General features: G+C 70.3%; 10 protein-coding genes. 6 read left to right on the forward strand and 4 right to left on the reverse strand.

The genetic code is table 11. The features are described 5' to 3' along the window. The first annotated feature begins 187 nt into the window (after positions 1–187). Together BLW84_RS03115 and BLW84_RS03120 are read left to right on the forward strand one after the other, a co-directional pair. On the forward strand, positions 188–793 hold the full coding sequence (locus BLW84_RS03115; RefSeq protein ID WP_093260986.1) for a YbaB/EbfC family nucleoid-associated protein: 606 nt from the start codon (positions 188–190) through the stop codon (positions 791–793). A gap of 45 nt (positions 794–838) precedes the next feature. Continuing rightward, positions 839–5695, forward strand: coding sequence for a DUF6531 domain-containing protein (locus BLW84_RS03120; RefSeq protein WP_093260988.1), 4857 nt, complete (start codon positions 839–841; stop codon positions 5693–5695). Between the two features lie 167 nt (positions 5696–5862). On the opposite strand, the gene BLW84_RS03125 is transcribed toward BLW84_RS03120, so the two are convergent. Further along, a complete protein-coding gene (locus BLW84_RS03125) occupies positions 5863–7080 on the reverse strand; it encodes an ROK family transcriptional regulator (protein ID WP_093260989.1) in 1218 nt (405 codons plus the stop codon). A 118-nt stretch (positions 7081–7198) separates the two neighbouring features. On the opposite strand from BLW84_RS03125, the gene BLW84_RS03130 reads away from it, so the two are divergent. Genes BLW84_RS03130 through BLW84_RS03140 form a run of 3 tightly spaced genes read left to right on the forward strand, consistent with a single transcriptional unit; the run spans position 7199 to position 10241 of the window. Then, positions 7199–8536, forward strand: coding sequence for an extracellular solute-binding protein (locus tag BLW84_RS03130; RefSeq protein ID WP_093260991.1), 1338 nt, complete (start codon positions 7199–7201; stop codon positions 8534–8536). Between the two features lie 11 nt (positions 8537–8547). Beyond that, complete coding sequence (locus BLW84_RS03135; RefSeq protein ID WP_245760894.1) at positions 8548–9402, forward strand: carbohydrate ABC transporter permease; 855 nt, start codon at positions 8548–8550, stop codon at positions 9400–9402. Next, complete coding sequence (locus tag BLW84_RS03140) at positions 9402–10241, forward strand: carbohydrate ABC transporter permease (protein WP_093260994.1); 840 nt, start codon at positions 9402–9404, stop codon at positions 10239–10241. Before BLW84_RS03135 ends, BLW84_RS03140 begins: the two co-directional genes overlap by 1 nt. On the opposite strand, the gene BLW84_RS03145 is transcribed toward BLW84_RS03140, so the two are convergent. Further along, a complete protein-coding gene (locus tag BLW84_RS03145) occupies positions 10231–12060 on the reverse strand; it encodes an alpha/beta fold hydrolase (protein WP_093260996.1) in 1830 nt (609 codons plus the stop codon). The genes BLW84_RS03140 and BLW84_RS03145 overlap by 11 nt on opposite strands. A gap of 194 nt (positions 12061–12254) precedes the next feature. Further along, a complete protein-coding gene (locus BLW84_RS03150) occupies positions 12255–12530 on the reverse strand; it encodes a hypothetical protein (protein ID WP_093260998.1) in 276 nt (91 codons plus the stop codon). Positions 12531–13177: 647 nt separating this feature from the next. Here BLW84_RS03150 and BLW84_RS03155 point away from each other — a divergent pair. Beyond that, positions 13178–14809: an alpha/beta hydrolase gene (locus BLW84_RS03155; RefSeq protein WP_093260999.1), complete on the forward strand. Its 1632-nt coding sequence runs from the start codon at positions 13178–13180 to the stop codon at positions 14807–14809. 85 nt (positions 14810–14894) lie between these two features. Here the strand turns inward: BLW84_RS03155 and BLW84_RS47205 are convergent, their stop codons facing one another. Beyond that, positions 14895–15059 carry a hypothetical protein gene (locus BLW84_RS47205; protein ID WP_177226244.1) on the reverse strand — a complete coding sequence of 55 codons (165 nt, stop codon included), beginning with the start codon at positions 15057–15059 and terminating at the stop codon, positions 14895–14897. Positions 15060–15128 lie beyond the last annotated feature (69 nt).

Consider the following 15128-nt stretch of genomic DNA (forward strand, 5'->3'; position numbering starts at 1 on the left):
GAGGGTGAGACGGTGGCTCGGCAGGCGCCGGCGCCTTTCAGCATGGCTGAGGGCGAGACGGTGGCTCGGCAAGCGCCGACACCTTTTCAGCGTGACTGAGGGCGAAACGGTGGTCGCTCCGACGCAGTGGTCGGCGGCTCAGCGCAGCAGGCAGACCGCGGAGTAGTAGTTCTTTGGAGGTTGTGCAATGCCGGGCGAAAGCCGAGGTGGGTTCGCCGCGATCGGGGCCGACCCCGACGAGGCCGAGCGGCAGATCCAGCAGTGGGCGCAGGGCTTCGCCGACAAGGCGCGGCGCTACCAGGAGATGCAGGCGGAGACCGAGCAGCTGCGGCTGACCGCAGCCAGCCCGGACGGCCGCATCAAGGTGACGGTCCGCGCCGACGGCAGCGTGACGGACCTGGAGTTCACCGACAAGGTCCGCACGATGGCGCCGTCCGAGCTGGCCGCGCAGGTCCTGTCCACGATGCACCGGGCGCAGTCCGACATCGCCGGGAAGGTCGGCGAGACGATGGCCGCCCACCTCGGCGACGAGGACATCCAGACGCGCACGATGATGCTGGACAACCTGCGCGAACGGTTCCCCGAGCAGCCCGAGGACCCGGAACCCGAACCGTCGGAAACCTCGTCGAAGTGGGAAGCCCCGGACGACGAGGAAGCCCCGAAACCGCCGCCCGTCGCGCCGCCGACGCCGCCGGCGGCCGGGCCGACGCCGCCCGCCGCGCCGCCGAAGCGGCCCCGCTTCGAGGACGACGACGACGAGTTCGGCCCCGACTTCGATCCGCTGCGGGACTGACCTCCCGCCCTTTCCTTCCCGTTTCCTGTTACCTGGGGTGATGTCGTGACGAATCCGTTGGTTGCCCAGCGCGAGGACTCGACGCAGTCGTTCAGCGGTGTGCCGATCCTGGAGTCGGTCAACGACACGAAGAAGGCGATCGAGTCCGGGGACTGGGCGTCGGGCGTCATGGGGGCGGTGGGCACCGGCCTGGACGCGCTGGGCATGGCGATGGATCCGTTCGGCTCGATCCTCGCCGCCGGCGTGGGCTGGCTGATGGAGCACGTCGGCCCGGTCTCGGACGCGCTGGACGCACTGACCGGCGATCCGGACGAGATCAAGGCGCACTCGGAGACGTGGAAGAACATCTCGGCGGAGCTGGGCGAGATCGGCACCGAGATGACCAACCTGGTCAACAACGACACGGGGAGCTGGATCGGCGAGGCCGGTGATGCCTACCGGAAGCGCAGCGAGGACACCGCCAACCTGATCGCGGCCGCGCAGGCGGCGGCCGACGGCGCGTCGAGCGGCATCGGCACGGCGGGCGAGGTCGTCGCGATGGTGCGGACGCTGGTGCGCGACATCATCGCCGAGCTCGTCGGCCACCTGGTGAGCTGGGCGTTGCAGGTGCTGGCCACGCTGGGCATCGCGATGGCCTGGGTGGTGCCGCAGGTGGTCGCGGAGGTCGCCAAGGTCGCGGCCCGGATCGCCGACATCACCACGAAGCTGGTCAAGGCGATCAAGGCCCTGGCCCCGATGCTGAAGAAGCTCGGCAGCTCCTTCGGCGACGCCAAGGACGCCCTGAAGAAGATCAAGTCCGGCGACGGTTCGGCCCCGGGCCCGAAGGGCCCGGCGCCGACCAAGTCGACGTCCAGCGACGGTCCCCCGACGAAGAGCAGCCCCGACGGCCCGCCCCCCAAGTCGTCTCCGAACGACGGCCCGGCCTCGACGTCATCGACGTCCAGCGACGGCCCGCCGACGAAGAGCAGCCCCGACGGCCCGCCGCCGAAGTCGTCGCCGAACGACGGCCCGCCAACGAGGTCGGGGCCGGAAATGGGCCCGCCGCCGAGCGGCACCTCCCCGGCTTCGACGCGGTCGAACAACAAGCCGGATGGTTCCAGCAACAAGCCGGACAACCCCAGGGACCGGTCGGTCAAGGGTGAGGACATCTGCACCGGGGGCTCCGAGCCGGTCGACCTCGCCACCGGTCACATGGTGATGACCGAGAAGGACCTGGAGATCCAGGGCCCGCTGAGCCTGGTGCTGCAGCGGATGTACGTCTCGTCGTACCGGGCGGGGCGGTGGTTCGGCCAGTCGTGGGCCTCGACGCTGGACCAGCGGCTGGAGGTCGACGCGGAGAACGTCTGCTACTTCTCCCCGGACGGGATGATCCTGGTCTACCCGCTGCCGTCGGCGGAAGCCCCGGTGCTGCCGGTCGAAGGCCCGCGGTGGCCGTTGCACCTGGACGAGGACGGCGGCTACAGCCTGGAGAACACGCAGCTGAACCAGATCCTCCGATTCGGCCCGCCGGCCGGGCGCGACCTGGTGCTGCCGTTGCTGTCGGTCGAGGACGAGGACGGTCGCCGGCTCGACGTCGAGCACCGCCGGTTCGGCCCGCCCAAGGCGATCCAGCATTCCGACGGGTACCGGGTGGAGATCGACAGCGAGCACGAGCGAATCACCGCGCTCCGCGTGGTCGACCCGGAACGCGACCTCGACGTGCTGGTGATGCGGTACGGCTACGACGCCAAGGGCCGCCTGGCCGAGGTGGTCAACTCCTCGGGCAAGGCGCTGCTGTTCCAGTACGACAGCGCGGGCAGGCTCACGGAGTGGCAGGACCGCAACGGGTTCTGGTTCCGCTACATCTACGACGAGCACGGCCGCTGCGTCCGGACGGTGGGCGACAAGGGCTTCTTCGACTCCACCTTCACCTACGACGGGTCGATCACCCGGTACACCGATTCCCTGGGCGGGGTCAAGGAATTCGAGTTCAACGACGCAAAGCAGCTCGTGCGGGAGTCCGACGCGCTCGGCAACACCACGCTGTCGACGTGGGATCGCTACGACCGGTTGCTCGACCGGACCGACCCGCTGGGCCGGACCACGTACTACCAGTACGACAGCCTGGGCAAGCCGCGGTGGATCACGCGCCCGGACGGAAGCACCGTCCGGCTGTACCTCGCCGAGGACGGCACCGTCTCCTCGATCGAGGTGAAGGACGGTGAGCGCACCTGGGCGCGTGCCTACGACGGCGAGGCGTTGGACCCGTTCGGCGGAAAGGTCGGCGTAGCACCGCAACTCAGCGTCGAGAGCATCCGATCCGGACGCGCCGAGACCACCGAACCGGAACTCACCGAGCCCGATCCCCGGCTGCTGGACCTGTTCGGACGCCCCCGGGAGACGACGACGCCGGGTGGCGGGCGGGTCCAGCTCGGCTGGACCGTGGAAGGCCGCCGTTCCTGGCGCGTCGACTCGCTGGGCAACAGGGTGCAATGGCGCTACGACCCCGAGGGCAACCAGATCGCGCAGATCGACGAGGTGGGCGGCGTGACCGCCACCGAGTACGGCCCGTTCGAGGTCGAGCTGGCCAGCGTCGACCAGACCGGGGCGCGCACCACGCGCACCTACGACACCGAGCGGAGGCTGACCTCCGTCACGAATCCGCAGGGCCAGACCTGGCGCTACGTCTACGACCTCGCGGGCAGGGTGCTCGAGGAACGCGATTTCGACGGCCGGGTGCTGCGCTACGCCTACGACCCGGCGGGACAGCTCGTGCGCTCGGTCAACGGCGCGGGCGAGGAGACCGAATACGTCTACGACGCGCTCGGCAACCTGGTCGAGTGGCGGGCGCCCTCGGGCGTCACCAAGTACGCCTATTCACCGGTCGGCCACCTGACCCGGGCGACCAACGACGACGCCGTCCTCGAGTTCGAGCGGGACGACCAGGGGCGGATCACCGCGGAGACCATCAACGGCCGGTCGGTCACGTTCGCCTACGACAGCGAGAACGGCGTGATCCGGCGGCAGACTCCGTCCGGGGTGGCCAGTGCCTGGAACTACGACGCAGCCGGCCGGGCGACCGGCCTGTCCTTCGCCGGGCATTCGCTGAACTTCGGCTACGACGCCGCCGGTCAGCAGATCAACCGCGCCATCGACGGCGCGGTGACCCTGGTGCAGTCGTACGACGGCGAGCAGCGGCTCACCTCGCAGGCGGTCACGGGACGCTCGGGCCAGCCCGTGCTGCGGCGACGGTTCGCCTACCGGCCCGACGGCAAGCTGATCGGCACCGACGACGGGCTCTCCGGGAGCATTCGCTACCAGATCGACCCGTCCGGCCGGGTGGTCGAAGTCATCGCACCGGACCGGCGGGAGAGCTACCGGTACGACGGCTCGGGGAACGTCGTCGCGTCCAACGGCCTCAACGACGCCGAGACCGGTCCGCGGCGCTATGCGGGCAACAGCCTGATCGCCGCGGGGGCGGTCACCTTCCAGCACGACGCGCAGGGCAGGCTGGTCCTCCGCGCCGACAACACCGGCCGGAATTGGCGCTATGCGTGGGATTCCTACGACCGGCTGGTCGCGGTGACGACCCCGGAGGGCGTCGTCTGGCGGTACCGGTACGACCCGGTCGGGCGGCGGATCGCCAAGCAGCGACTCGCGCCCGACCTGTCCACGGTGGCCGAGCAGACCGACTTCGTCTGGGACGGCGGGACGCTGATCGAGCAGGTGCACACCGATCCCAACGGCCGCCGCACGGTGACGACCTGGGCGCATCATCCGGACGACGACGCGCCCGTCGCCCAGCTCGAGCGCGGCGCGCAGGAGCGGTTCCACTCGGTCATCACCGACCAGGTGGGGACGGCGACCGATCTGGTCGATCCCAGCGGAATGCTCACCTGGCACGGCCGGAACAGCCTGTGGGGCAGGGATTTGCCTGCTCCGCCGGCCGCCGCCGGCACGCCGCTGCGGTTCCCCGGCCAGTACGCCGACCGCGAAAGCGGCCTGAACTACAACGTCTACCGCTACTACAACCCGGCCACCGGTCGTTACCTCAGCCAGGACCCGCTGGGACTCACCCCGGCCCCGAACCCCGTCGCCTACGTCGGCAACCCGCACAGCGCCAAGGACCCGCTGGGGCTGATGCCGAAGAAGGGCGGCGGCGGGAAGGGCGGGCAGGGCCAGGGGGCCACCGCGGGGTCGAAGGACAAGACCGGGCGCAAGCACGGGGCCCCGAACACGCCGGAGACCGGGAACAACGGGCAAGGCCCTTCGAACCAGGGCGGCAGCAACACGAACCGGCCGGAGCCCAAGGCGCTCGAGCAGAAGCCCGTGGGGACCTACGACGTGAACGGCAAGAAGTACAACGTCGAGGTCGAAGCCCACCAGAACAAGCACCAGACCACCCACATCACCGGGATGGACAACAAGAACGTCAGCAATTCCGGCGCCAACAAGTTCCCGGAGAACGTCGGCGATCAGGCGCACAAGGACTACTTCGGCAAGAACGCCGCGGAGATCGCGGACCTCAAGCGCCAGGAGAAGCTGGAGGCCTACAAGGACGGGGGCACCGCCGACGCTCGCTTCGAGGCGAAGCGGGAGCGGGATCAGGCCTGGGAGGACCTCCGGAAGGGCGAGAAGTCCTACGCCGAGTACAAGGCTGCGAACGACCGCTACCAGGACGCCGCGAAGGCGGACGACAAGGCGAGCAAGGATCTCGACAAGATCAGCCACGACGGCTTCAGGCGCCCGGACGGATCGATCTACGAGGGCGCCAATCCGGCGCAGAGCGTCGATGGCGTCCGCTACCAGGTGTCGGGCAACTTCAGCGGCGGTTCCAACGACGTGAGCTACCACTGCTACCCGGGCACCAAGAAGCAGTCGGTCTGGGACAACCAGTACGGCGACATGTTCAAGAAGTTCTAGTTGGAAATCAGAGCTCCGATTTCCATTGAAGTTGCGAGAGTTGTCCACAGGCGTCGGCGTGTCGGGGTGCGACACGCCGACGGTCCGCAAGTTCCATTGAAATTGAAGGTCCGATTTCCATTGAAATTGCGGGCGTCAAGTGGTTCGCCGCTGGGTCCGGGGGTCGGTCAGGAGCCGAGGAGGGTGGTCAGGCGCGGCGAGTAGGCGTGGTCGAGCACCAGCGACGCCGCGCCCACCGCTCCGGCGTCGTCGCCGATCAGCGCCGTCTCGACGCGCACCGGCCGCACCTTCGGCGCCCACACCTGCGCGTCGACCACCTTCGCCACGCGGGCCCGCACCAGATCCGCCACATGCCGGAGCGCGGGCCCGCCGAGCACCACGCGGTCGACGTCCAGCACGCTCACCACCGATGCCAACGCTTGGCCCAACCGGGTTGCCGCCACGCGCAGCACCCGGGTCGCCGTGGCGTCGCCGTCGGCCGCCGAGCGGCACAGGCGCTCGTAGGTCGCCGCGACCGGTTCCCCGTTCGGCTCCTCCCGGGTCGCCGCCCGCCAGTCGGCGACGATCGCGCGCATCGAGCAGTACGCCTCCAAGCATCCCTTTCTGCCGCAATGGCATTCGCGCCCGCCGCCGCTGTGCACGTGGCCGATCTCGCCGGCGTTGTTGCTGACCCCGCGATGCACCTGATCGCCCAGCACCACGCCGATTCCGACCCCGGAACCCAGGTAGACGTAGACGAACGAGCCCGCGCGGTCCGCGCGGCCGGCCCACCGCTCGCCGATCGCCGCGGCAGTCGCGTCGTTGTCCATCACCACCGGCTGCCCGGCGCGCTGCTCGACGATGTCGGCGAGCGGAACCTCCGCCCATCCGGTCAGGTTCGGTGGCGCGAGCACCCGCCGGTTCGCCGCGTCCAGCGGGCCGGGCACGGCGAGCCCGACGCCGAGCACCCGGTCGTCGGCGATGCCGGAGCGCCGCACCAGCTGGTGGCAGGTGCGGGCCAGCGCCGCCCCGACCGCCTCGGGCGAGGCATCGTCGGGCACGCGGCGGCGGCTGCGCATCCGCACGCCGCCCGCCAGGTCCAGCAGGACGCCGGTGATCCGCTCCGGATCGAGGTGCAGGCCGACCGCCGAGTACGCGTCCGGCACGACCTTCAGCAGCACCCGGCGCTTTCCCCCGGTGGACGGCGCGTGGCCGTTCTCGGTGACCAGTCCGTCGTCGATCAGCGCGCGCACGATGTTGGACATCGTCTGCGCGGTCAGCCCGGTGCGCCGCGCCAGCTCCACGCGGCTGACCTCGCCGTGCTGGCGGATCGCGTCGAGCACGACCGCGCGGTTGAACCCGCCCACCCGCGGAAGATTCGTGCCCTGCCAAGACGCTTTCGCCATCGACGCTCCTCGTCCGGGGCCGCAAGATCGTTGACTTGTTCCATCGAATGGAATTATCTTGCCCAGAGTGTGATCCGGATCTCAGGTCAGGCGCAACCACTGTCGGCGGGAGGCCGCGATGCGTCGGAGCAAGGCGAAGTCCGCGTTCATCACCACAACCCTGGTTTTCGCGCTGGCCGCGTGCGGCGGCGCGGCCGACGACCCGAACACGATCAGCGTCGCCTACCACCGGTACGGCAACACGTTGCAGGTCGACCAGTGGATGCAGCGGGTCAAGCAGCAGTACGAGCAGGCGCATCCGGGCAAGGTCGTGAAGCTGGATCCGGTGGTCGCTCCGGAGAGCGAGTACCTGTCGAAGCTGCAGCTGCGGATGCGCTCGCCGTCCACCGCGCCGGACGTGCTCTACGAGGACAGCTTCAACGTGAACTCCGACGTAGCGGCCGGATACCTGGCGCCGCTGGACGACCGGCTCGCGCAGTGGCCCGACTGGGATGGCTACATCGACACCACCAAGCAGGCGGGCCGGGCGCAGGACGGCAAGACCTACGGCGTTCCGCTGGACACCGACACCCGCGGCCTCTGGTACAACCGCGAGTTGTTCGCCGCGGTCGGCCTGCCCGCCGACTGGCGGCCCCGGACCTGGGACGACGTGCTCGCCGCCGCCCGGCAGGTCAAGCAGCACCGCCCGGACGCCATCGCCCTGGATCTCGCCCTGGGCAAGGCCGAGGGCGAGTCGGTGAGCATGCAGACCGTCGAAATGCTGTTGTACGGCACCGAAACCGGCACCCTCTACGACGACCGGCAGCAGAAGTGGATCGCGCCGAGCAGCGGTTTCGCCGACGCGATGGGATTCCTGTCCACCGCGCTGGCCGAGGGCCTGACGCAGAGCAAGGCGCAGATCGCCGATGCCCAGTACGACAAGGTGTTCCGCGATGACCTGACCCGCGAGGGCAAGGTCGCGATCCGGCTGGACGGCAGCTTCGCCTCCGGGAACTGGGCGGATTCCGGTTGGCAGGACTGGAGCCGGACGATGGCGGCGACGCCGATGCCCACCCGCAACGGGCAGCCGCCGGGCACGGTCACCCTCTCCGGCGGCTGGACGCTGGCGATCAGCTCGTCCAGCCGCAAGCAGGACGACGCGTTCGAGTTCATCAAGCAGGCGATGACCAAGGACAACGTCGTGGACTACGCGGCGGCCAGTGGCAACCTGCCGGCACGCGCGGACGCCGCCGCCGATCCGCGGGTGGTCGGCGCCAACCCGCTCAACCCGTTCTGGATCGGCCTGCTGGACAACACGCACTACCGGCCCGCGCTGCCGGAGTACCCGAAGGTCTCCGAGGCGATCCAGCAGTCGGTGCTCGACGTGGTGGCGGGCACGCCGCCCGCCGAGGTCGCCGACGGCTGGGCGCAGCAGGTGTCGCGCATCGTGCAGCCGGCGAACACCCGGCCGGGCTGATGGCGGCGCGGGTGGGGCGCTGGCTGGTGCCGATGGCGCCCGCTTTGCTGCTGCTCGGCCTGTTCGTCGCCGGCCCGATCCTGTGGAGCGGCTACGTCTCGCTCACCAACGCGGCGCTGACCGGGGCCGCGGCGACCGCGCCGGAGTTCGTCGGGCTGGAGAACTTCCGGCGGCTGCTCACCGATCCGGCGCTGTGGCATTCGGCCTGGCTGACGGTGGTCTTCACGGTGGGTTCGGCGGTCATCGGGCAGAACTGCCTGGGCATGCTCATAGCCGTGCTGACGCAGCACCGGAGTCGCTGGGTGCGCAGCGCGGTCGGCACCGTCGTGGTGTCGGCGTGGGTGCTGCCGGAACTCGTCGCGGCCTTCGCCGTGTACGCGTTCCTGAACTCCGACGGCACGCTGAACCGGCTGCTCACCGGCCTCGGCTTCGGCGCGCAGGATTGGCTCTACAGCGCGCCGATGGTCGCGGTGATCCTGGGCAACGTCTGGCGGGGCACCGCGTTCTCGATGCTGGTGTACCAGGCGTCGCTGTCGGAGGTGCCGACCGACCTGGTGGAGGCCGCGGAGGTCGACGGCGCCGGGGTGTTCCGCCGGTTCTGGCACGTCACGCTGCCGATCATCCGGCGTTCGGTGCTGACCAACCTGATGCTCATCACGCTGCAGACGATCGGGCTGTTCACGCTGATCTACGTGCTGACCGCCGGCGGCCCGGGCGCCGCGACGCAGACGCTGCCGCTGCTGATGTACGACTCGGCGTTCGAGTTCGACGAGATCGGTTACGGCGCCGCGATCTCCCTGGTGCTGCTGCTGATCGGCGGCCTGTTCGCGGTCGTGTACGCCAAGAGCCTCCGGGAGGAGGTGTGATGGTCTCGGTGACCTCCGCCCGGCGGCGCTCGGTGTCCACCGCGGTCAACCTGGTGCTCGCGGCCATCGCCCTGGCGTTCCTGGCTCCGCTGCTGTGGCTGGTCACGGCCGCGTTCGACGCCGACGCGCCGCTGGCGGCGCAGCTGCCCGCCGCGCTCACCCTCGACAACTTCGGCCAGGTGCTCGACTGGGAGACCAGCATTCGTCCACTGTGGAACGGACTGCTGATGAGCGGCGGCGCCGCGCTGATCTCGGTGGTCGCCGCGGTGCTGTGCGCCTACCCGCTGTCGCGCTACCAGCTGCGGTTCCGGCGGCCCTTCCTGTACGTCGTGCTGTTCGCCTCCGGCCTGCCGATGACCGCGGTGATGGTCCCGGTGTACAGCATGTTCGTGCGGCTGGAGCTGATCGACTCGATGTTCGGCACCACCCTGTTCCTGGCGGCGACATCGCTGCCGATCGCGATCTGGATGACGAAGAACTTCATGGACGGCGTCCCGATCGCGCTGGAAGAGGCGGCGTGGGTGGACGGCGCGTCGGCGATGCAAGCCCTGCGTGCGGTGGTGCTGCCGCTGATCGTGCCCGGCGTCGCGGTGGTCGCGATCTTCACGTTCATCACCGCGTGGGGCAACTTCTTCGTGCCGTTCGTCCTGCTGCTGGACCCGGCGAAGCAGCCCGCGTCGGTGGGCGTGTTCACCTTCTTCGGCCAGGGCGGGCTGATCGCCTACGGCCAGCTGGCGGCCTACTCGATCCTCTACACGGCCCCGGTGATCGCGCTGTACCTGATCGTCGGCCGAACCCTCGGCGGCGCCTTCAACCTCGCGGGAGCCATCAAGCGCTGATCCGCCGCATGACCGCGGCGACCGCGGCGGGGTGGGTGAGCTGCGGGTTGTGCCCGGCGCCGGGGATGGTGGTGACGGTGGCCGATCCCGGGTCGTCGAGCAGCGGATCCTGTTGTCCGGCAACGATGTGGACCGCAGTGTCGCCGAGGAGCGTGCGGAGGGCGGCGCGTTCGGCGGGTTGGTTCGCGGTTCTGAGCCAGCTGGCGGTGCGGCGGGCGACGGCGGGCCGACGCAGCTGGGCCGCGGCGCTCGCGACGGCCTGGCGGGCTTCGGCGGGCGGAGCGTCGCCGAGGAGCGCAGCCGTGAGGCGCGGGACTGAGATGCGCTTGAGCAGCGGCGCGGCGAGCGCGCGGAGCAGCTTCGAGGCTTCGGCCTGGAGGAAGTAGGGTGAAACCAGGAGCACGCCCGCGATGCGGTCGGGATGCGCGGCGGCGAAGCGCAGCGCAGGCGCGGTGGCCGCCGAGTGGGCGACGATCACGGGCCGGGTTCGCACGGGTGCCAGCAGGTCCGCGAGCCAGTCCAGCGGCGTGGCCCCGGTCGGCGCCGAACGGCCGAGGCCCGGCAGGTCGGCGACCAGGGCGCGCACGTCACCCAGCTCGCCGAGCACGCCCCGCCAGGACTCGCCGTCGAGCGGAAGCCCGTGCAGGAGCACGAAATCGGGCGAGGTCCGGTCGCCGGCGAGGTAGGTCCGGGAGCCTGCCACGTCGTGGAAACCGCCGGGCAGCACGGCGGAAGTCGCGCCGAACCGGTCGGCCACGAGCCGGTCCGCCCAGCGGCGCAGCGCGGTCCCGACGGGCGGCTGCCGGAGTCCGGCGGCCTCGGCGACCCGATCCGCCGAAGCGGTGTCGTAGCGGTCCTCGACCAGGAAGTCCAGCGTTTCCGGGTCGGCGCCGGTCAGCGCGGTCGGGAGGCGGCGGACCAGGGACACCGGCACGCGGGTCCGCGGCGCGCGCACGCCCAGGTGGTCGGCGAGCATCCGCACCACGTCGGGCAGGTCCGGGGTGTCCGCGTCGAGCACCCAGTGCCGGTCGCCGGGCTCCGGGTCGTGCTCGGGAACGGCGGCCATGAACTTCGCGAAGTGGTCCACGGTCACGACGGGGAGGAACGTGCGCGCGGTGCCGGGGAGCGCGGGCAGCCGCCCGGTCCACAGCTGGCGGACCAGTTCGGCCAGGCCGATGTACTGACCGGCCTCGCCGGTGGTCGAGTGGCCGATCACGCTGCTGGGATTCACCACCGTCAGCGGGACTCCCCGCTCGGCGGCGACGACCCGCACGGCCGCATCCGCCTCCAACTTGGAGCCCTCGTAGGCGCCCTTGCCCCGGTAGAGCGCCGCGAGTTCGGCCTCGGGGAGGGGATAGCGCGCCTGCCGGTCCAGCCCCACCCGGTAGCCCGACACGTGGATCAGCCTGCGCAGATCGCGGCGGGTAGCGGCCCAGCGCAGCACGTTGAGGGCGCCCTCGACGTTGACCGCCCTGGCCTCCTCGCGCTGCAGCCCGAACCGGTAGAGGGCGGCGGTGTTGAAGACGTCCTGCACGCCGGCGAGCCGCTCGTCGTCGGCCGCGCTGAGCCCCAGGCCGGGACCGCCGGTGAGATCGCCGGCGACGACCACGAGCCGGTCGGCGGCCGCGCCGCGATCGCGCAGCCACCCGCGCAACTCCGCTTCCCGGCTCGTCCCGTGCCTGCTGCGATCCCGGAGGACGGCCGCGATCGCGCGGCCCTGGTCCAGCAGGTGCAGCACGGTCCACCGGCCGATGAATCCGGTCGCGCCGAGCACGACCGCGTCCGGTGCCCCGATGGTCCTGTCGCTCTCGATCACCATGCGAAAAAACTAGACCGGTCTACATATTTTGTCCAGAGCCCGGTGCCCAGATCCCGTTGCGGTAGAGAGTGGCGCCGCGCCGTTTTCGCGCGAAACCGCCGTTCCTCGTGGGGAGAGGTGACGTTTTCGCGCGAAAGCGGCGTTCCTCTTGCGGAGTGGCGGCGGTTTCGCGCGAAACCGCCGCCACGGCGCCGCTACCGCCCGCCCGGAACCTGCCCGATCCCGTCGACCACGCCCCGCTCCAGCACGGCCTTCGTCTCCACGAGCGCCCCGGCCGCGCCCAGGCTGCCGTCCTCGGCGAGCACGGTCCGCTTCCCCAGGTAATCCAGGGTCTGCGGATCGAAGATCCACTGCTTGCGCATGCCGGCGTCCGCGTCGAGGAAGCTCACCACCAGCCCGGTGCGGCCCTCGGCGTCCTGCGCCTGGCCGCCCAGCTCCACGCCGGGGATCTTCGCCGCCGCCTGGTACACCGCCGCGGCCAGATCCGGCGGCAGCAGGGCTTCCTGGATCAGGTCGCCGAGCTTGTCGAACGTCCGCCGGTCCTTGCTGCCGCCGCTGCCGGAGTTGTCCCACCGATCCCGACGCGCTGCTGGCCTGGGCGGGCAGCTTCTCGAGTTCCTCGTAGGTGGGTGTCCAACCTCGTTCTGCGTGGCGGTGCGGGTGGCGGCCCCCTGCGGGAGTTACAGCGCCCGCCTGGCTGTGGGTGCCCTGACTTATGTATGCCAATACACGGCGTCAGGGCCGTCCTCGCCGGAGGAACCCCAGAGGGGTGGGCTCCGTGAACCCGCGGCGGTGCCAGTTGCGAGGGTGGACCCGAAAGCGCCTGACGGTGCTTGGCGACGGCGCGCACGCAGGCGCAGGTCAGACGCCGCGGCTGCGGTATCCGACCAGGACGAAAAACCCTCATGCGATCTGGATCACCATTCGCGGGCTTGGGCGATTTCTCGAGAAATCGACATTCATCGGGGGAACGCATCTCGGGGAATTGCACTCCTCGGGCCGAAAGCTCCTGACATTTGTCACGGATAGTTTCGACGAACGACAGTACCCCGCTCTCGTGTTCACCTGATCGAATGATCTTGCAACTTCAAGTGAGCGCAACGTGAGAGGGGACCCGATGCGAAAATCCTTGCGCGCGTTAGGAGTTACCGCAGCACTGGGGGTGCTGCTGGTCGCCGCTCAGCCGGCCCTGGCCCAGCAGGCGCCACCCCAGCCGCCGTTCGAGGTGCCGGCGAAATTCGCGGCACAGCGAATCCAGTGGGCACCGTGCTTCCCGCCCGAACTCCCGCCGGACCTGCCACCGGGATCCGAGCGCCTCCAGTGCGGCGCCATGACCGCGCCGATGGACTGGCACAACCCGGACAACGGCAAGGAAATCAGCATCGCGGTCACCCGGCTGTCGCCCGCCGACGGCCCCCGCGACCGCGCGCTGTTCACCAACCCCGGCGGCCCCGGCGGCGCGGGCCTCGGCATGCCGCTGGCGATGCTCAACATGGGCATCCCGGAGGTGATGAACGCCTTCGACGTCTACGGCATCGACGTGCGCGGCACCGGCAACAGCAGCACCGTCTCCTGTGGACCGATGGATGCGGTGGCCGGGACGGACGTCAAGGACCGCAGCCCGGAGAGCATCAAGGTGCTGATGGACGTGAGCCAGCAGCTCGCCGCCGGCTGCCAGGAGCGCAGCGGTGAGCTCGGCCGCTACGTCACCACCGAGCAGACGGTGGCCGACTTCGACCTGCTCCGCCAGGTCGAGCAGCGCGAGAAGATCAACTGGTACGGCGTCTCGGGCGGCACCTGGCTCGGCGCCTACCTGGCCACCTACATCCCGCAGTCGGTGGACAAGGTGGTGCTCGACTCGAACGCCGAGTTCACCGGCAGCTGGCAGGAGGTGTTCGGCTGGCAGCCGATGGCCTTCGAGCGCCGCTGGCGCGAGGACGTGCTGCCCTGGCTGGCCGCGCACGACGCGGACTACCACCTGGGCACCGATCCGCAGCAGGTCCAGGCCACTGTGGACGAACTGCGCGCGGCCCTGAAAGCGGATCCGCTGCCGTCGCCGGACGGCCCGCCGGTCGACCACAACGCGCTGGACGTCGTGGTGATTCAGAGCATGTACTCGAAGTTCTCGTTCCCCAGGCTCGGCGCCACGCTCGCGGCGCTGCGGGAAGGCGCGGGCGAGGCGGCTCCGGTGCTCGCGCAGGCGCGGGCCCGCGTCATGCCGATGCAGGCGGCCGACCCCGTCGACAGCCAGACGGCGACCCTCTACTCGATCCGCTGCAACGACACGAAGTTCCGGGGCTCCCCGGAGTCGGTGGTGGCGCAGTCCGGTGTCGAGGGGCGGCTGTTCCCGACCATGGGCTACTACACGATCGTGCAGCCGTGCCTGTTCTGGGAGCGCCCGGACGTGAACCTGCCGAAGCCCACGGGCAAGGGCCTCCCGCCGGTGCTGATGCTCCAGTCGGAGAACGACCCGGCGACGGCGTGGGAAGGCGCGGAGCTCGCGCACCGGAAGTTCCAGGGCTCGCGGATGATCACGGTCCGCGGCGAAGGTGACCACGGGGTCTTCGGCATCGGCAACGCCTGCGTGGACGACGCGACGACGGCGTACCTGCTCGACGGCGTGGTGCCCGGGCGCGATCTGACCTGCCAGGGCGTGCCGGCGCCGGAGCCGGCGGGGATGCGCAGCCTCGAATCCAGCGGCCGAAGCCTGCTGGACGAGCTCGATCGACTGTCCGACGTGCTCGGCTGAGCTGGGAAACGCCGCGCAAAAAGCTCGCGGGCGGTGAGTGGACTGGATCCGCTCGCCGCCCGCGGGCCGTTGAGACGCCTTGCACTCATCGCAGTTGTGGCCTCCTCCGGATGGGAACCGTGTCCCGGTGCAGCCGGTCGATCTCACCGGCCTCCGACTGCTCGTCTATCTCGTCGTCCTCCCTGCGCAGCGAAATGAACACCGCAGCGACCGCGATCAGGGACAACGCCAGCATGGCCAGATCAGCCATGACACACCCCCTCTTATCGGCGCGCCGTTTTCGGCGGTAGTCACTGGGACGCAGACAGTGTCCGTCGGG

It is taken from the genome of Saccharopolyspora shandongensis (assembly GCF_900106995.1).
Lineage (GTDB): Bacteria > Actinomycetota > Actinomycetes > Mycobacteriales > Pseudonocardiaceae > Saccharopolyspora > Saccharopolyspora shandongensis.